General features: G+C 56.2%; 18 protein-coding genes and 1 pseudogene. 10 read left to right on the top strand and 9 right to left on the bottom strand.

Annotation, left to right across the window (positions count from 1 at the left end):
* Window positions 1-246 (top strand): annotated as a pseudogene (locus RTM06_RS12190) (protoheme IX farnesyltransferase); the annotation flags it as partial.
* Between the two features lie 130 nt (window positions 247-376).
* On the top strand, window positions 377-1,741 hold the full coding sequence (locus RTM06_RS12185; protein WP_312182460.1) for an MFS transporter: 1,365 nt from the start codon (window positions 377-379) through the stop codon (window positions 1,739-1,741).
* A gap of 34 nt (window positions 1,742-1,775) precedes the next feature.
* On the opposite strand, the gene adhP is transcribed toward RTM06_RS12185, so the two are convergent.
* Both adhP and RTM06_RS12175 read right to left on the bottom strand, forming a co-directional pair.
* On the bottom strand, window positions 1,776-2,816 hold the full coding sequence (adhP, locus tag RTM06_RS12180) for an alcohol dehydrogenase AdhP (protein WP_256695795.1): 1,041 nt from the start codon (window positions 2,814-2,816) through the stop codon (window positions 1,776-1,778).
* 30 nt (window positions 2,817-2,846) lie between these two features.
* Window positions 2,847-4,367, bottom strand: a complete 1,521-nt coding sequence (locus tag RTM06_RS12175) for an aldehyde dehydrogenase family protein (protein ID WP_312182458.1) — start codon at window positions 4,365-4,367, stop codon at window positions 2,847-2,849.
* 58 nt (window positions 4,368-4,425) lie between these two features.
* On the opposite strand from RTM06_RS12175, the gene RTM06_RS12170 reads away from it, so the two are divergent.
* Both RTM06_RS12170 and RTM06_RS12165 read left to right on the top strand, forming a co-directional pair.
* A complete protein-coding gene (locus RTM06_RS12170) occupies window positions 4,426-4,674 on the top strand; it encodes a hypothetical protein (protein ID WP_312182456.1) in 249 nt (82 codons plus the stop codon).
* A complete protein-coding gene (locus RTM06_RS12165; protein ID WP_312182454.1) occupies window positions 4,643-6,415 on the top strand; it encodes a sigma-54-dependent Fis family transcriptional regulator in 1,773 nt (590 codons plus the stop codon). Before RTM06_RS12170 ends, RTM06_RS12165 begins: the two co-directional genes overlap by 32 nt.
* On the opposite strand, the gene RTM06_RS12160 is transcribed toward RTM06_RS12165, so the two are convergent.
* Window positions 6,412-6,903, bottom strand: coding sequence for a YajQ family cyclic di-GMP-binding protein (locus tag RTM06_RS12160; RefSeq protein ID WP_293794340.1), 492 nt, complete (start codon window positions 6,901-6,903; stop codon window positions 6,412-6,414). The two genes, RTM06_RS12165 and RTM06_RS12160, sit on opposite strands and share 4 nt — an antisense overlap.
* A gap of 125 nt (window positions 6,904-7,028) precedes the next feature.
* Here RTM06_RS12160 and panE point away from each other — a divergent pair, with 125 nt between their 5' ends.
* Both panE and yajL read left to right on the top strand, forming a co-directional pair.
* A complete protein-coding gene (gene panE, locus RTM06_RS12155) occupies window positions 7,029-7,949 on the top strand; it encodes a 2-dehydropantoate 2-reductase (RefSeq protein WP_312182451.1) in 921 nt (306 codons plus the stop codon).
* Window positions 7,903-8,511 carry a protein deglycase YajL gene (yajL, locus tag RTM06_RS12150; protein WP_312182449.1) on the top strand — a complete coding sequence of 203 codons (609 nt, stop codon included), beginning with the start codon at window positions 7,903-7,905 and terminating at the stop codon, window positions 8,509-8,511. The genes panE and yajL overlap by 47 nt, the downstream gene beginning before the upstream one ends.
* A gap of 35 nt (window positions 8,512-8,546) precedes the next feature.
* On the opposite strand, the gene thiI is transcribed toward yajL, so the two are convergent.
* On the bottom strand, window positions 8,547-9,995 hold the full coding sequence (thiI, locus tag RTM06_RS12145) for a tRNA uracil 4-sulfurtransferase ThiI (protein WP_312182447.1): 1,449 nt from the start codon (window positions 9,993-9,995) through the stop codon (window positions 8,547-8,549).
* A gap of 237 nt (window positions 9,996-10,232) precedes the next feature.
* Between thiI and xseB the strand changes: the two genes are divergently transcribed.
* The 4 genes from xseB to RTM06_RS12125 all read left to right on the top strand — a co-directional run bounded on the left by xseB (window position 10,233) and on the right by RTM06_RS12125 (window position 14,325).
* A complete protein-coding gene (xseB, locus tag RTM06_RS12140) occupies window positions 10,233-10,475 on the top strand; it encodes an exodeoxyribonuclease VII small subunit (protein ID WP_008103963.1) in 243 nt (80 codons plus the stop codon).
* Complete coding sequence (gene ispA, locus RTM06_RS12135; RefSeq protein WP_256695787.1) at window positions 10,475-11,374, top strand: (2E,6E)-farnesyl diphosphate synthase; 900 nt, start codon at window positions 10,475-10,477, stop codon at window positions 11,372-11,374. The genes xseB and ispA overlap by 1 nt, the downstream gene beginning before the upstream one ends.
* A 19-nt stretch (window positions 11,375-11,393) precedes the next feature.
* Window positions 11,394-13,259: a 1-deoxy-D-xylulose-5-phosphate synthase gene (dxs, locus tag RTM06_RS12130; protein WP_176971259.1), complete on the top strand. Its 1,866-nt coding sequence runs from the start codon at window positions 11,394-11,396 to the stop codon at window positions 13,257-13,259.
* Between the two features lie 91 nt (window positions 13,260-13,350).
* Window positions 13,351-14,325: an aldo/keto reductase gene (locus RTM06_RS12125; RefSeq protein ID WP_312182444.1), complete on the top strand. Its 975-nt coding sequence runs from the start codon at window positions 13,351-13,353 to the stop codon at window positions 14,323-14,325.
* Window positions 14,326-14,441: 116 nt separating this feature from the next.
* On the opposite strand, the gene thiL is transcribed toward RTM06_RS12125, so the two are convergent.
* The 5 genes from thiL to nrdR all read right to left on the bottom strand — a co-directional run bounded on the left by thiL (window position 14,442) and on the right by nrdR (window position 18,022).
* Window positions 14,442-15,419: a thiamine-phosphate kinase gene (gene thiL, locus RTM06_RS12120; protein WP_293794324.1), complete on the bottom strand. Its 978-nt coding sequence runs from the start codon at window positions 15,417-15,419 to the stop codon at window positions 14,442-14,444.
* Window positions 15,420-15,465: 46 nt separating this feature from the next.
* Entirely contained in the window at window positions 15,466-15,885 is a 420-nt protein-coding gene (gene nusB, locus RTM06_RS12115; protein ID WP_007887007.1) for a transcription antitermination factor NusB, read from the bottom strand.
* 19 nt (window positions 15,886-15,904) lie between these two features.
* Window positions 15,905-16,375, bottom strand: coding sequence for a 6,7-dimethyl-8-ribityllumazine synthase (ribE, locus tag RTM06_RS12110; RefSeq protein WP_007887008.1), 471 nt, complete (start codon window positions 16,373-16,375; stop codon window positions 15,905-15,907).
* Window positions 16,376-16,465: 90 nt separating this feature from the next.
* Window positions 16,466-17,569, bottom strand: coding sequence for a bifunctional diaminohydroxyphosphoribosylaminopyrimidine deaminase/5-amino-6-(5-phosphoribosylamino)uracil reductase RibD (gene ribD, locus RTM06_RS12105; RefSeq protein ID WP_312182440.1), 1,104 nt, complete (start codon window positions 17,567-17,569; stop codon window positions 16,466-16,468).
* 3 nt (window positions 17,570-17,572) lie between these two features.
* On the bottom strand, window positions 17,573-18,022 hold the full coding sequence (gene nrdR, locus RTM06_RS12100) for a transcriptional regulator NrdR (protein ID WP_008103978.1): 450 nt from the start codon (window positions 18,020-18,022) through the stop codon (window positions 17,573-17,575).
* Window positions 18,023-18,118 lie beyond the last annotated feature (96 nt).

Below are 18,118 nucleotides of genomic sequence, written 5' to 3'. Positions count from 1 at the left end.
TTCATGATTGCCACGCTGATGCTGACCCTTGGCGGTTACGCGGGCTACAAATATCTGGTGGTGGCTGCAGCCGTTAGCGTGTGGTGGCTCGGCATGGCACTTTCAGGTTACAAAACCTCAAACGACAAAGTTTGGGCACGTAAACTGTTTGTGTTCTCGATTGTCGCTATCACCGCCCTGAGCGTGATGATGTCGGTTGATTTCATGACGCCAGCGTCGAAGGATTTGCTGACTTACGTCTGGTAATTCATCTCCGCAAAACCAGAAAGGGCGCGAATTTCGCGCCCTTTCTTTTTGTTACCACTGCTTAAGAACAAATGTTTTACCCGCCCTGCCCTGCTGCCTAAAATGGGCGCAGTATAATTTTGAGGTAAACATGAACGACAATAAAATGACGCCAGTAGAGCTTCGCGCTACGTGGGGTTTAGGTACCGTTTTTTCCCTGCGCATGCTGGGAATGTTTATGGTCTTGCCGGTACTCACCACGTACGGCATGGCGTTACAGGGCGCCAGTGAAACACTGATTGGTCTCGCAATCGGTATCTATGGTTTGGCACAAGCCATCTTCCAGATTCCATTTGGTCTGCTCTCCGATCGCGTCGGCCGTAAGCCGCTGATCGTCGGCGGACTGCTGCTGTTCGTTTTCGGCAGCATTATCGCCGCCACCTCCGACACCATTTGGGGCGTGATTTTAGGCCGCGCATTACAAGGTTCTGGCGCGATTGCCGCCGCGGTAATGGCGTTGCTGTCGGACTTAACCCGTGAACAGAACCGCACCAAAGCGATGGCGTTTATCGGCATCAGCTTTGGCGTCACCTTTGCCATTGCCATGGTAGTTGGCCCGATTGTCACCCACGCGCTCGGCTTGCACGCGCTATTCTGGATGATCGCCATCCTCGCGACGCTGGGCATCGTCATCACCTTATTAGTGGTGCCGAATGCGCCAAATCACGTATTGAACCGCGAATCCGGCATGGTGAGAGGCAGCATCCGTGCGGTGCTGACTAATCCAAAACTGTTAAAACTGAATATCGGCATTCTCTGCCTGCACATTCTGTTGATGTCGAGCTTCGTGGCGCTGCCGGGACAGTTTGAGCAAGCCGGTTTACCGGCGGCAGAACACTGGAAAGTTTATCTGGTGACCATGCTGGTGGCGTTTGTCGCTGTGGTGCCTTTCATTATCTATGCCGAAGTGAAGCGCCGCATGAAGCGCGTGTTCGTTGGCTGCGTGGCGATCATCATCATCGCGGAAATCGTATTGTGGGGCGCGGCAGGCCACTTCTGGACGCTGGTGATTGGCGTGCAGCTGTTCTTCCTCGCCTTCAACCTGATGGAAGCGATTCTGCCATCGCTGATCAGTAAAGAGTCGCCGCCGGGCTATAAAGGCACCGCTATGGGCATTTACTCTACCAGCCAGTTCATTGGCGTGGCGATTGGCGGCAGCATGGGCGGATGGATCTATGGTCATGTAGATGCACAAACCGTGTTCCTGGTCGGCGCGATCGTCGCGGCTGCCTGGCTGTTTGTGGCAATGTCGATGCAGGAACCGCCTTACGTTAGCAGCCTGCGCATTATGCTCAGCGATGCGGTGCTGGCAGTGCCAAACCTCGAGAAGCGTTTGAAAGCGCAGCCCGGCGTGGCGTCGGTGTTTATCGTGCCGGAAGAGAAAAGTGCCTACATCAAAATCGACAGTAAAGTGACGAGCCGCGTCGAACTTGAAGCGCTGCTCGCCAGCTGTTAAATGACAAGCCCGACCACTGCGTCGGGCTTTTTTGTTACAGCGACATATCCACCACAATACGCCCTTCAATCTTGCCAGCGTGCATACGCGCGAAGATATCGTTGATATTCGTCAGCGGTTCAACCGCCACGGTGGCTTTCACCTTGTGACGACCGGCGAAATCCAGCGCTTCCTGCAGATCTTTGCGCGTACCGACGATGGAACCGCGCACCGTAATGCCGTCCAACACCATATCGAAAATCGACAGATCGAATTTGCCCGGCGGCAAACCGTTCAGCACCATGGTGCCGCCACGACGCAGCGTACCAATCGCCTGTTCGAACGCTTTTGGTGAAACCGCCGTGACCAGCACGCCGTGCGCACCGCCAAAACTCTCCTGGAACACCTTGGCCGGATCGACATTTTTCGCATTCGCCACCACGCTGGCACCGAGACGTTTAGCAAACTCCAGCTTCTCATCATCGATATCCACCGCCGCCACGTTCAGACCCATCGCCACCGCGTACTGCACCGCCATATGCCCTAAGCCGCCGATACCGGAAATCACCACCCAATCGCCAGGTTTGGTATCGGTCATTTTCAGCCCTTTATACACGGTAACGCCCGCACAAAGAATCGGCGCGATTTCGTTGTAATCGACGTTATCCGGAATGATGCCGACATAGTTGGCATCGGCGAGGCAGTATTCCGCGAAGCTGCCATTCACTGAGTAACCGGCATTTTGCTGCGACAGACACAGCGTTTCCCAGCTATCGAGACAGTGTTCGCAGTGACCGCACGCCGAATAGAGCCACGGCACACCGACGCGATCGCCCATTTTCAGGTGCTTAACGCCCTCGCCGAGCGCCACAACCTGGCCTACACCTTCGTGGCCCGGAATAAATGGCGGATTAGGTTTAATCGGCCAGTCGCCTTCGGCGGCGTGGAGATCGGTATGGCATACGCCGGTCGCCGCGATTTTCACCAAAATCTGCCCCGGCCCGACCTGCGGCACCGGCACCTGCTCAATCACTAACGGTTCACCAAAAGCCTTCACAACGGCGGCTTTCATGGTGGTTTTGATTTGCATATTCATCTTTCACTCTCCATTTGATCGGATGCGGACTCAGAACAGGCCCAAAGGCGCGGTGCCATAGCTGACCAGCAGATTTTTGGTTTGTTGATAGGCGCTGAGCGCCATCTTGTGCGTCTCACGGCCCACACCCGATTGCTTGTAGCCGCCGAATGCCGCGTGAGCGGGATAGATGTGATAACAGTTGGTCCAGACGCGACCGGCTTTAATACCGCGTCCCATGCGATAAGCCAGATTGGTGTCGCGCGTCCACACGCCCGCACCAAGACCGAACTGGGTTTCGTTGGCGATGGCGAGCGCTTCTGCCTCATCCTTAAAGGTGGTAACACCAATCACCGGCCCAAAAATCTCCTCCTGGAAACAGCGCATCTGGTTGGTTCCTTTGATTAAGGTCGGCTGAATGTAGAATCCATCATTCAGCTCGGTGGCCATGCTGGCGCGATCGCCACCGGTGAGAATTTGCCCGCCTTCGTCGCGTGCGATGTTGATATACGACAGGATTTTATCGAATTGCTGGCGTGAAGCCTGTGCACCAATCATGGTGTCGCTATCGAGCGGATCGCCGCGACGGATGTTCGCCACCTTGGCCATCACGCGATCCATAAAGGGTTGATAGATCGATTCATGAATCAAGGCGCGCGATGGACAGGTACAGACTTCACCCTGATTGAAGAAACCGAGTACTAACCCTTCCACCGCCTTCTCAATAAACTCGTCCTCACCATCCATCACATCAGCGAAGTAGATATTCGGCGACTTGCCGCCCAGCTCGACGGTACAGGGAATGATGTTTTCAGCAGCGCAGGCCATAATGTGACGCCCCACCGGCGTTGAACCGGTGAAGGCGATTTTGGCGATGCGTTTGCTGGTCGCCAGCGCTTCACCCGCTTCACGACCAAAGCCCTGCACCACATTCAACACGCCAGCCGGGAACAGATCGCCAATCACTTCCATCAGCAGCGTAATGCCCAGCGGCGTCTGTTCCGCCGGTTTCAGCACCACACAGTTCCCCGCCGCCAGCGCCGGCGCCAGTTTCCACGCCGCCATTAACAGCGGGAAGTTCCACGGAATGATCTGCCCAACCACGCCGAGTGGCTCATGGAAGTGATACGCCACGGTGGTTTCATCGATCTCCGCAGTGCTGCCCTCTTGTGCCCGCAGGCAACCGGCGAAGTAACGGAAGTGATCCACCGCCAGCGGCAGATCGGCATTCAGGGTTTCGCGGATTGGTTTCCCGTTATCCCAGCTCTCCGCTACCGCCAGTTTTTCGAGATTGGCCTCAATACGGTCCGCCACCTGCAGCAGGATGTTGGCGCGATACTGCACGCTGGTTTTTCCCCAGGCATCGGCCGCCTGATGCGCCGCGTCCAGCGCTAAATCGATATCACGCGCATCCGAACGCGGAAACTGCGCGATATCACTGCCATTCACTGGCGAGGTGTTGGTGAAGTATTGGCCGCTGAGCGGCTCGACGAATTTGCCCGCAATGTAGTTGCCGTAAGTCGCCTGAAATGAAACCAAAGCGCCGGGTGTGCCGGGATGTGCATAACGCATCGCAAACTCCTTTATGTAGGGTCAGATAATCTGAAAGGTCAGTCGCCATTCAGAGAACATGCTGTCAAAGAAGCTATTGCAGCGGGCGTGCCAGCTTTTTTCATCAGCTGATTATTTGAAAAAATATAAATTTAATCATCAAGTTATAAATCCACGTGTGGCTTGGTTTGCAGATGTTGTGCAGAAAAGTTCACCATCTGTGTTGCGTATCGCAACAGTACAGAAACCGACCCGCTACAATACTGCAACACTTTCGCTTGGGCATGAGGTCATCAATGCAGGGAAATCCATCCGCGTCTGCCGTTAACACCAATCCGCTGTTAAGCGACTCCTGGTTTCGTAGCCAGCTGTATGGTCTCGATCGCACCGCCGATGATTTTCCTCGTGTTCGTCAGGGTGAACTGGCCGATGTGCTCGCCAGCAATGCCGGGCTGCAGCAGTTCGCGCAGCCGGTTATTAAACAGCTGGCGCAGAGACTGGCCGAGAAGCAATCGGTGGTGATTCTGTCGGATGCCACCGGTTTGGTGTTGAATACCTTTGGCGATATGCCTTCGATGGAAAAAGCCCAACGTTATGCGCTGGCGCCGGGCAATTTGTGGAGTGAATGCGGGCGTGGCACCAATGCGATTGGCACCGCGCTGGCGATTGATGACGGCTGCGAAATTGAAGGTCATCAGCACTTCCTGACGCTCAATCAAGGCTTGTACTGCGCGGCGATGCCGCTGCAAATGCCGAACGGCCAAATTGCTGGCGTGCTGGATATTTCCGGCCCGGCGCACTTCCCGCATCCGCAAACCTTTAATTGGGTGAAAGCGGCGGCGAAACAGATCGAATACCTGTGGGTAAAACAGAGCCTGCATCCGCAGCAATGGTTGATGAGCCTGCATCTGCAGCCGCAGGGCATCGATACCAGCGATGAACTGCTGCTGGTGTTCTCGGACAACGTCCTGACCGCCGCTAATCGTCTGGCGATGCGCGAACTGGCGCTAAGCGTCGAACAACTCGGCAGCGTGACCTTTCAACAACTGTTCCCGCAACAGCAGCAGCAAGCCAACACCATTCCCGTTTCGCTCGATTACGCCACGCAGCGCTACTATTTCCGCCTGCGTGCGCCGCAGCGCAGCCATTTTGCCACGCCGAGCGAGCCCGCCAGCGATCTGCCCTTCTCGCTGGGCCGCGATGGCGAAAAGATGGTGCGGCTGCTCAATGCCAGCGTTTCACTGTGCATTCACGGCGAAACCGGCAGCGGCAAAGAGTATGTCAGTCGCGCACTGCATCAGCAGAGCCGCTGGCGCGAAGGCAAATTCGTGGCCATTAACTGCGCGGCCATCCCCGAAGCGCTGATTGAATCTGAGCTGTTTGGCTATCAACCCGGCGCGTTCACCGGCGCCAGCAAGCATGGCTATATTGGCAAAATCCGTGAAGCGGATGGCGGCGTGCTGTTCCTCGATGAAATTGGCGATATGCCGCTGGCGCTGCAAACCCGCTTGCTACGGGTGTTGCAAGAGAAAGAGGTGGCGCCGCTCGGCTCCAGCCGCAGCTGGCCGGTGAATTTTGCGGTGATCAGCGCCACGCACCGCGATTTGGCACAACGCGTCGCAGAAGGCGAATTCCGCGAAGATTTGCTCTATCGCCTGCAGGAATTCTCAATGACCATTCCGCCGCTGCGCGACTGGCCGGACGTAGAAGGTTTTATCAGCCGTTTATGGCTGGAGCTGGGCGGCGCGGATCGTGATATTCAGCTTTCACCTGCTTTATTAACAGCACTGGCACAGCTGCCGTGGCCGGGCAACGTGCGGCAATTGCGCAGCTTGTTACGCGTACTGCTGGCGCTGGCGGATGAAGGTGAGGAAGTCACTGAGGTGCATTTGCCGGCCGAGTATCGTCGCGCGGCGTTGCCGCCACAGCCCGATCGGCAGAGTCATGATGAACGGTTGATCAGCGAAACGCTGCAGCGCTTTAATGGCAATATCAGTAAAACGGCGGAAGCCTTAGGCGTCGCACGCAGCACGCTCTATCGTCGTGCGGCGCGCGACAAACGCGATTAGTCGCGGAAGTTTTTGAACTGGAAAGGCTGACCGAGGTTGCCACCGCGCACCAGCGCCATCGCACCTTGCAGATCGTCGCGTGACTTACCGGTTACGCGCAGTTCTTCACCCTGAATCTGCGTCTGCACTTTCAGCTTGCTGTCTTTAATCAGCTTCACCAGCTTTTTCGCGATATCGCTTTCGATACCTTTCTTCAGCTTGGCTTCCACCGACCAGTTTTTACCGCTGTGCACGATCTCTTCTGGCACTTCAATCGCCGCGCCTTCAATGCCACGCTTCAGCAGCTTTTCGCGCAGAATATCCACCAGCTGCTTTACCTGAAAATCAGATTCGCTGCTGAGTTTGATGGTCTCATTCTTTTCGTTGAGCTCAATGGTTGCACTCACGTTACGGAAATCGAAACGGGTTGAGATCTCGCGGCTCGCATTCTCCACGGCATTTCGCACTTCCGACAATTCGACTTCGGAAACGATATCGAAAGATGGCATCTTTTCTTCTCCTGATACTAAAGTGACATGCATAATACGCGTCTTGTGGCGCTAATAAAACACGATACATGGAAAGCTATACTGACTCGTAACGTGAAAACCGGAACCCGCCCACGGGAGGCAAAATGAAAATTACCGTGTTGGGGTGTGGCGCCTTAGGTCAAATTTGGCTCGCCGCTCTCGCCCGTCAGGGACATGAGGTGCAGGGTTGGTTACGTGTGCCGCAGCCGTATTGCTCCGCCAACGTGGTCGATCCGCAAGGCCAGGTGAGCAATCACACCTTTATCGCCAACGATCCGCTGTTCCTCGCCGAAAGCCAGCTATTACTGGTGACGCTCAAAGCGCCGCAGGTTTCTCCTGCAGTGAAAAACCTGCAAAGCGTGCTGCCGACGCACGCGCCGATTCTGCTGCTGCATAATGGTATGGGTACGCTGGAAGAGTTGAAAGACCTGCGCCAGCCGCTGCTGCGCGGCATTACCACGCACGCCGCGATGCGCGACGGCACGGTGATCAAACATATCGCGCACGGCATCACGCACATTGGTCCTGCTAATCGCGAGAGCGCCGCGCTGAGCGATATCGCCGATATTCTGCATCAGGCGCTGCCGGACGTGGCCTGGCATGACAACATCGCCGCCGCCAGCTGGCGCAAGCTGGCCATCAACTGCGTAATCAACCCGATGACCGTTGAACACGATTGCCAAAACGGTGCGCTGCGTGCCTGGCCGGAACAAATAGCGTTGCTGTGCGAAGAGATCGCCTGGGTGATGGAGCGCGAAGGTCAGCACATGGCGGTGGATAATCTGCGCGATATTATTTACGACGTGATCGATAGCACCGCTGCCAATACCTCATCGATGCTGCAGGATGTGCGGGCGCAGCGTCTGACCGAAATTGATTACATCACCGGTTACTTGTTACGTCGCGCCCGTGCGCAGGGCATTTCACTGCCGGAAAATACCCGGTTGTACGATCTGATTAAACGTAAGGAGTCCTACTATGAGCGCGAACGCATCGGTTCTGGTTTGCCTGGCACATGGAAGTGAAGAGACCGAAGCGGTCACCACTATCGATTTGCTGGTACGCGGCGGATTAAGCGTCACCACCGCCAGCGTGGAGAGCGATGGCACGCGTGAGATCGTCTGCTCGCGCGGTGTGCGGCTGCTGGCGGATGCGCCTTTGGTTGAGGTCGCGGACAACGATTACGATGCGATTGTACTACCCGGCGGTTTGAAAGGCGCGGAGACTTTCCGCGACAGCCCATTGCTGGTGGAAACCGTGCGCCAGTTCCATCTCTCCAGCAAAATTGTGGCGGCAATTTGTGCCGCGCCGGGCACGGTTTTGGTCGCGCACGATCTGTTTCCCGTCGGCAATATGACCGGTTTTCCCGGCCTGCGTGCCACCATTCCAGACAGTAAATGGATGGAGCGCCGCGTGGTGTGGGATCCGCGCGTTAATCTGCTGACCAGCCAGGGACCGGGCACCGCAATGGATTTTGCGTTGAAGCTGATTGATTTACTGGTCGATAAAGAGACCGCGCGTGAAGTGGCTTCACAGCTGGTGCTGGCGGCGGGAATTTATAATTATCAGGAGTTTGAAGAGCGTTAATTGGCAGAGGTCGCCATAAATGGCGACCCTACTAATTAAGGGCGATAAACTTTTACGTTTTTGAAGCCCTGCTCGTGCAGATAGAGCGCCTGCAGGCGACTCATCACACCGCGATCGCAATACAGCAGCCAGGTTTTGCTCTGGTCCAAATCGCCAAACTGGGTGCTGAGTTTGTAGAACGCCAACGTTTTCACTTCAACGCCTTCAACTTCCAGCGGCTTTGCTTCCTGCTCATCGGCCGAACGGATATCCAGCACTACGTCGTTGCGGGTGAAAGAGTCAACGGTTTCAACTTCCACCACTTCTTCTTCCGTCTGCTCGGCGATTTCACGGATGTCGACGTTGCTGGCTACCTGCACCACGCGATTAAGAATCTCGAAATCGAAGTTTTGCTCTTCCGCTTCGATCTTGCCCTTCACCGCTTTAACGGTTGGGCTTTTCGAAATCACACCGCAATACTCTGGCATGGTGCGGGCAAAATCTTCAGTGCCGATCTTACGCGCCACATCGATGATGTGCTCTTTATCATGGGAGATCAGCGGACGCAGAATCAGCGTATCGGAGGCGTTATCGATCAAACGCAGGTTAGTCAGCGTCTGGCTGGAAACCTGGCCCAGCGCTTCGCCGGTCACCAGCGCCTGCACGCCGTAACGCTCCGCCACCATCGACGCCGCACGCACCATCATGCGCTTTAGCACCACGCCCATTTGGCCGTCGTCCACTTTCTCCAGAATCTCACCCACTACCGGCTCGAAGTTGATCGCCACGAAACGCACGCGGTGCGAGCGACCAAAACGCTGCCAGAGATAATGCGCAACCTGACGCACGCCTATCTCGTGTGCCGCACCGCCAAGGTTGAAGAAGCAGTAATGCACGCGGCAGCCGCGGCGCATTAGCATATAGCTCGACACGCCGGAGTCGAAACCGCCGGAAATCAGTGACAGCACATCTTCCTGGGTACCAATCGGGAAACCGCCTAAGCCTTCATAGCGTGCGGTGATCAGCAACAGGCGATCGTCTTCGATCTCCAGATTCACCGTTTCCTCCGGGCGATTGAGCTGCACGCGCGCGCTGGCGATGTGCTGATTAAGGCCACCGCCCACATAGCGTTCCACGTCCTGCGAGCTGAAGCTGTGCTTGCCGCGACGCTTCACGCGCACGCAGAAACTTTTGCCTTCCAGACGCTCGCGGTTCAGCACCAGCGTCTGCTCGAAAATATCGTGCATATCGGTGTACGAGCGATCTTCTACCGCGAGCACATGATGTATGCCCGGAATGCGCGTCAGTTCGGTGACAAGGGTCTCACGCAGCGACTCATTTTTAGAACGCACTTCAATGTGGTCCCAATGGCGCACGACTTTGATGTCTTCATCGACAGTGCGCAGAATATTACGAATGCTACTGGAGAGAATTTTGATAAAGCGCAGACGCACCGACTGACTTTTGATGGTGATTTCTGGGAACAGCTTGACGATAAACTTCATGGCGACAGGGATTCGTTTGGACAAATAAGTGCTAAAAGCATCAGCACTTAACTGTTAAAATCATATAATTGCGGGTTGATTCAGGAGCCCCCGCATCCGAGGCGCAAAAGTATACCACCTTTGCTGGGTGACTGCTTTAAGCAACCTTCTTCACATTCATTATTTTGCTAATTAATCCCTGTCGGCTACCATGACCAATTGCAAGATAATGTCCTAACCTGTGAGTCGACACTGATTATGCCGAAAAAAGCCGAAGCGCCTGCCAGTTTTGAAAGCGCATTGCAGCAGCTGGAACAGATTGTCAGCCGCCTGGAAAGTGGCGAGCTGCCGCTGGAAGATGCGCTGAACGAATTCGAACGCGGCGTACAATTGGCACGTACCGGTCAGCAAACCCTGCAGCAGGCAGAGCAGCGTGTGCAAATCCTGCTCAGCGACGAGAAAGATGCCGCCCTCGCCCCTTTTACCCCGGAAAATGAGTAATGGATTTCGCTAAACTGCTGAGCGCGTACCATCAACGCGTCAATCAGGCCTTGACGCGTTTAATAGATCCACTTCCTTTTCAGAGTTCTCCTCTGGTGAATGCCATGGAGTATGGGGCATTATTAGGCGGTAAGCGTCTGCGTCCCTTTCTGGTGTACGCAACAGGTGAAATGCTGAAGGCCGATGCGGCCAGCCTGGATGTGCCGGCTGCGGCCGTGGAATGCATTCATGCTTATTCCCTGATTCATGACGATCTGCCGGCGATGGATGACGATGCGTTACGCCGCGGGCAGCCAACCTGCCATATAAAATATGGTGAAGACACGGCGATTCTCGCCGGCGATGCTTTGCAAACTCTGGCCTTTTCGATTCTGGCCGATCAGCCAATGCCCGGCGTCAACGCCGAAGCGCGTATTGCGATGATTTCCGAACTGGCGCAGGCCAGCGGCGTGGCAGGCATGTGCGGCGGTCAGGCGTTGGATTTGGCGGCGGAAGGAAAAAGTATCGATCTGGCGCAGCTGGAACAGATTCACCGTCATAAAACCGGCGCGTTAATACGTGCAGCGGTACGTCTTGGCGCATTAGCCGCCGGGGAGCGTGGCCGCGCCGCGTTGCCGGTGCTGGATATCTACGCCAACGCCATCGGACTGGCGTTTCAGGTGCAGGATGACATCCTCGATGTAATCGGCGATACCGCCGTGTTAGGGAAAACACAGGGCTCAGATCAGGCGTTGGGTAAAAGCACCTATCCTGCATTGATGGGGCTGGAAAATGCCCGCAGTAAAGCCTGGGATCTTTATCAAGAGGCGCTCGGCGCGCTCGATATTCTGGCGGCACAGTCTTACAACACACTCGCCTTACAAGCGCTGGCAAGCTTCATAATTGAACGCGATAAATAACTTTCATAATGAGTCTCTGATGAGTTTTGATATTGCAAAATACCCGACACTGGCATTAGCCAACACGGTTCAGGAATTACGTTTATTACCGAAAGAAAAACTTCCGGAGCTGTGTGACGAACTGCGTCAGTATCTGCTGGATAGCGTGAGCCGTTCTTCCGGCCACTTTGCATCGGGTCTGGGCGTCGTCGAGCTAACAGTCGCGCTGCATTATGTTTATAACACCCCCTTTGATCATCTGGTGTGGGACGTCGGCCATCAGGCTTATCCGCACAAAATTCTGACCGGACGCCGCGATCGCATCGGCACCATCCGTCAGAAAAATGGCCTGCATCCGTTCCCGTGGCGCGGTGAGAGTGAGTACGACGTGTTAAGCGTGGGCCACTCCTCTACCTCGATCAGCGCCGGTCTCGGCATGGCCGTTGCCGCCGAACGTGAAGGTAAAGGCCGCCGCACCGCCTGTATCATTGGCGATGGCGCGATCACAGCGGGCATGGCGTTTGAAGCCATGAACCACGCCGGTGACATCAAGCCGGATATGCTGGTGATCCTCAACGATAACGAGATGTCGATCTCCGAAAACGTGGGCGCACTCAACAATCGTCTGGCACAGATTCTCTCCGGAAAAACCTATTCACGCCTGCGCGAAGGCGGCAAGCGTGTATTGGGCGGTTTACCGCCGATTAAAGAGCTGGTGAAGCGCACCGAAGAGCACCTGAAAGGCATGGTGGTGCCGGGCACGCTGTTTGAAGAGCTGGGCTTTAACTATATCGGCCCGGTGGATGGCCACGACGTGCTGACGCTGGTGAGCACGTTGAAGAACATGCGCGATCTGAAAGGTCCGCAGTTCCTGCACATTATGACCAAAAAGGGCAAAGGTTATGCCCCGGCGGAAGAAGATCCGATCACCTGGCATGCGGTACCGAAGTTCGATCCCGCCAGCTTAGCGCTGCCGAAAAGCGTGCCGGGTTTGCCAAGCTACTCGAAAATCTTCGGCAACTGGCTGAGCGAAATGGCGGCTGACGATGCGCGTTTGATGGCGGTCACGCCAGCGATGCGTGAAGGTTCCGGCATGGTGAGCTACTCGCGCGATTATCCGCAACAATATTTTGATGTGGCGATTGCCGAGCAGCACGCCGTGACCTTCGCGGCGGGCATGGCAATTGGTGGTTACAAACCGGTTGTGGCGATCTACTCAACCTTCCTGCAGCGCGCCTACGATCAGTTGATCCACGACGTCGCCATCCAGAAATTGCCGGTGCTGTTTGCCATCGATCGCGGCGGCATTGTCGGCGCGGATGGTCAAACCCATCAGGGCGCCTTCGATATCGCGTTCTTACGCTGTGTGCCAGAGATGGTGATCATGACGCCAAGCGATGAAAACGAATGTCGTCTGATGTTGTACACCGGTTATCACTATCAGGCTGGCCCAAGTGCGGTACGTTACCCGCGCGGTACCGGCACCGGCGCAACGCTGGAACCGCTGGCGAGCTTGCCGCTGGGTAAAGGCATCGTGAAGCGTCGCGGCGAAAAGCTGGCGATCCTTAACTTCGGTACCTTACTGCCAGAAGCCGCTGCGGCTGCGGAAGCGCTAAATGCCACGCTGGTGGATATGCGTTTTGTGAAGCCACTCGACGAGGCATTGATCGCCGAACTGGCGGCCAGCCACGATTCGCTGGTTACGCTGGAAGAAGGCGCCATTAAAGGCGGTGCCGGTAGCGGCGTCAACGAGTACGTGATGGCAAAACGCCTGCGCGTGCCAGTGCTCAACCTCGGTCTGCCGGATGAGTTCATCCCACAAGGTACGCAGGAAGAAGTGCGTCAGGATTACCAACTGGATGCCGCCGGTATTCAGCAGCAAATCGCTGACTGGCTCGCCCAGTAATCTGCCCGGCTCGCTCACCGCCCGGTGAGCGAGCCTGCTGCTATGCTTAGGGAACGATTTCCCTCAAGCATAAGAGCAGGAGCCCAAATACATGAAAACCATTCCCTTAGGCCAGACCGACTTACAGGTTTCGCGTCTATGTTTAGGCTGCATGACTTACGGCGATCCCACGCGCGGAAACCACGCATGGACGCTGCCCGAAGAGAGCAGCCGACCGTTAATTAAGCAGGCGCTGGAAGCCGGCATCAACTTCTTCGATACCGCTAACAGCTATTCCGATGGCAGCAGTGAAGAGATCGTGGGCCGCGCACTGAAAGATTTTGCCCGCCGCGATCAGGTTGTGGTCGCCACCAAGGTCTATTTCCCGCTGAGCAATCTGTCACAAGGCTTATCGCGCAAGAATATCCTGCAATCGATCGATGACAGCCTGACGCGTCTTGGCATGGAGTACGTCGACCTGCTGCAAATTCATCGCTGGGATTACGACACGCCGATTGAAGAGACGCTGGAAGCGCTGCACGACGTAGTGAAATCCGGCAAGGCGCGTTATATCGGCGCATCATCGATGCACGCATCGCAATTTGCTCAGGCGCTGGATCTGCAGAAGCAGAACAACTGGGCGCGCTTTGTCAGCATGCAGGATCAGTACAACCTGATTCAGCGTGAGGAGGAGAATGACATGCATCCGCTGTGTCAGCGCGAAGGGATCGCGGTACTGCCGTGGAGCCCGCTGGCGCGCGGTAAACTCACGCGTCCGTGGGGCGAAACCACCGCACGTTCGGTGTCGGATAATGTGATGGAAAAGCTGTATACCGGCACCGAAGAGAACGATGCGGCGATTGCCGAGCGTCTGGCTAATGTTGCCGCCGATAAAGGCGTGACGCGCGCGCAGGTCGCGCTGGCGTGGCTATTACATAAACCGGCGGTTACCGCGCCAATTATTGGTGCCTCGCGCGAGCAGCAATTCGCCGAGCTGGTGAAAGCGGTGGATGTAGAGTTGAGTGAGAATGAAATTGCCGAACTGGAGACGGTGTATCAACCGCATCCGGTGGTGGGATTTGAGTAAGGCAGACTATCCCTCACCCCAGCCCTCTCCCGCAAGCGGGCGAGGGAGCAGCACGTGCAGTCCCTACCTAATCGTCCCCTCTCCCACTTGTGGGAGAGGGTTAGGGTGAGGGCAATTCACTTCGCACCGAAGTGATCAAACCCTTGCAAATCCACGCTGCGCGGCTTGCCGTTCTCCAGCAGACTCAGCCCTTCCGATTCCGGTGCAATTTGCCCAATGCAGGTATAAGGCACACCAAAATGACCGAGCGCCACGTCGAGCGCGCCGCGATTCACTTCCGGCACGGTAAAGCACAGCTCGTAATCTTCGCCACCGCTTAACGCCCATTTCAGCACCAGTTCAGGCTCGAAGTGATCGCGCAAGGCCGCTGAAAGCGGTAAGGCATCGAGATTGATACGCGCACCAACGCGACTGGCGGTCAGCACATGGCCGAGATCGGAAATCAGGCCATCAGAGATATCGATCGCCGAGGTCGCCAATCCACGCAGGGCCTGGCCTTGCAGCACGCGCGGCATCGGACGCAGATGGCGTTTGATCAACGCTTCGTGCACCGCCGGATCGTTCAGGCGATGGCGATGTTGCAGCAGCGACAAACCGGCTGCGCTGTCACCCAGGGTGCCGGTGACAAAAATCCAGTCGCCGGGCTTCGCACCCGAACGTTTCAGCGCCCTTCCCGCCGGCACTAAACCGTGAATGCCGAGCGTCATGCTCAGCGGTCCGCGTGTAGTATCACCGCCAATCAGCTGCATATCGTAGTAATCCAGCAGCTCAAACAGGCTATCGCTAAAGGCCGCTACCCACGCTTCATCGATTTCAGGCAGCGTTAATGCCAGCGTCAGCCAGGCCGGATCGGCACCCATGGCGGCTAAATCGCTGAGGTTAACGGCGACGGCTTTGTAGCCGAGATCGGCGGGATGGATATCACGTAAGAAGTGGACGCCCGCAACCAGCGTGTCGGTGCTGATAGCAAGTGTCTGTTTTTCTGGCACGTTGAGTAACGCACAGTCGTCACCAATTCCTTTCTCCACATCGCGGCGGGAGCTGGTGACGCGGTTAAAGTAACGTGCGATCAGTTCGAATTCACCACAAGACATAAGTCAGGTCTCAATGAGAAAAAGGCCGGAAAACCGGCCTTTAAGACTATTTTTTATTCGGTCGAATTTGCGGGGCAGCTTTGTCGAGGACACCGTTGACGAATTTGTGGCTGTCTTCAGCACCAAACACTTTTGCCAACTCAATGCCTTCGTTGATGGCCACTTTATACGGCACATCAGAACGCTTGCTCAGCTCATACAGCGAAATACGCAGGATGGCTTTTTCTACCTGGCCCAGCTCTTCCAGCTGACGCGACAGGTAAGGCTTCATCAGACCGTCCAGGTACGCGCTGTTAGTCGCCACACCGGCCAGCAATTCGCGGAAATAGCTAATATCGACGTCTTTGACGTCTTGTTCCGCCAGAAACTGGTATTCCACATCGGCAATGTCGTTCTTAGACAGCTGCCAGGAGTAAAGCGCCTGGACAGCGCACTCACGGGCGCGACGACGAGCAGCAGGTTTCACAAAATTCCCCTTACAAAAATCAGGCTTTGATGGCTTTCAATACGTTGATCATTTCGAGTGCAGTCAGGGCCGCTTCGGCACCTTTATTCCCTGCTTTCGTGCCGGCGCGTTCAATCGCCTGCTCGATATTTTCAGTGGTCAACACGCCGAAGGTCACCGGGATTTCGCTGGTCATCGCGACATGCGCAATGCCCGAACTGGCTTCACCGGCCACATATTCGAAATGTGCGGTGCCGCCACGGATCACGGTGCCCAACGCAACAATGGCGTCGTGCTTACCGGCTTTCGCCAGTGCGCGTGCTGCCAGCGGCAGTTCGTATGCACCCGGAACCCAGACAACGGTGATGTTATCTGCTTTCACCTGGCCGATGCGCTTAAGTGCGTCAATCGCGCCGTCCAGCAGGCTGTCATTAATGAAGTTGTTAAAACGCGCAATTACGATGGCAATGTTTGCATCAGGCGTGGCAACAGGAGCTTCGATAACTTTCATACATATCCTTTGGGTTGTTTTATGGCCCCGCAGAAGGGGGCGGATTCTATCATACTCTTTGGCGACGCGCTCAGGCTTTTCCGCGCGCTTTCAACGCGGTGTCAGCGTCAGGCGCAGGTCCTCGCCCACCAGGCGCACATCGCTAAAATTCAGAGCCGGCGCATCGGCCAGCTGTTCCAGTCCCGGCAGCGTACACAGGCCGCGAGCAGCATTGCCTAACAGCTTCGGCGCCATGTAAACGATCAGCTCATCCACCAAGCCCGCTTGCAGCAGCGCGCCAGCCAAACTGGCGCCGGCTTCTACCCACACGCTGTTGATCTGCCGCTGGCCGAGCAACATCATCATCGCCACCAGATCCAGCTGTTCGCCACGCTGTGGCACGGCGATCTGGGTCACGCTGGCGGGCCACGCTTGTTCATCGGGTTCGCTGCGCATCAGCCAGGTTTCGCCCGGTTGGTCAATCAAACGGTGTTGCGGCGTGACACGCTGTTGGCTGTCAATCACCACGCGCACCGGCTGGCGCAGCTGGCTTTCATCGAGCTGCGCACGCACCTCTTCATTCAATTCACTCCAGCGCACCGTTAACGATGGGTTATCTGCTATCACGGTGGCGCTGGTGCTAAGAATAGCTGAACTCTGCGCGCGTAAACGTTGCACATCGCGCCTTGCGGCTGCGGAGGTGATCCACTGACTTTCGCCACTCGCCATCGCGGTGCGCCCATCAAGGGATGCGCCGAGTTTCAGCTGGATCCATGGGAATCCGGTGCGCATGCGTTTCAGAAAACCCCGGTTCAGCGCTTCCGCTTCGTTCATCATCAGGCCATGACTGACGTCGATGCCCGCCTGCTGTAAACGATAGAGTCCACGTCCCGCCACCTGCGGATTGGGATCCTGCATCGCAGCGACTACGCGCGTCACGCCAGCGGCAATCAGCGCATCGCAGCACGGCGGCGTGCGCCCATGATGACTGCAAGGTTCCAGCGTGACATACGCGGTTGCGCCAGCGGCACGTTCGCCCGCCATGCGCAGCGCGTGCACTTCGGCATGCGGTTCGCCGGCGCGCTGATGCCAGCCTTCGCCGACAATCTCGCCTTCGCGTACAATCACGCAGCCGACATTCGGATTCGGTGTGGTGGTAAAGCGTCCGCGGCGCGCCAGTTCCAGCGCGCGCGCCATATAGCGTTCGTCAGTCATGGATTAGTCCTGTAGGCGGGCGATCTCTTCACCAAAATCGCGAATATCTTCGAAGCTGCGATAGACCGAGGCAAAGCGAATGTAGGCGACTTTATCGAGTTTTTTCAGCTCATCCATCACCAGATTGCCGATCAGCGCGCTTGGCACTTCGCGTTCGCCAGTGGCGCGCAGCTGGGTTTTAATATGATTGACCGCGCTCTCCACCGCATCGGCGCTCACCGGGCGTTTTTCCAGCGCCTTGATCATGCCGCTGCTGAGCTTGTCTTCATTGAAGGGTTCACGCACATCATTGCTTTTCACCACGCGCGGCATCACCAGCTCCGCCACTTCAAAGGTGGTAAAACGCTCATGACACACCAGACACTGACGACGGCGACGCACCGACGATCCTTCACTAACCAGACGAGAATCAATCACTTTGGTGTCCACAGCGGAGCAGAATGGGCAATGCATGAGGCTTCCTGATGCGAGATAAATAGGCCACACAGTGTAGCGCGATCGCGGCACAAAATGTATGTGTGTGGCACATAATGTGTGAATCGCGATTTG

The organism is Pantoea sp. CTOTU46764 (assembly GCF_031974595.1).
GTDB classification, from domain to species: domain Bacteria; phylum Pseudomonadota; class Gammaproteobacteria; order Enterobacterales; family Enterobacteriaceae; genus Pantoea; species Pantoea trifolii.
Note: the sequence above shows the minus strand (reverse complement) of the source record. Positions and strands in the feature narration are given on the sequence as shown.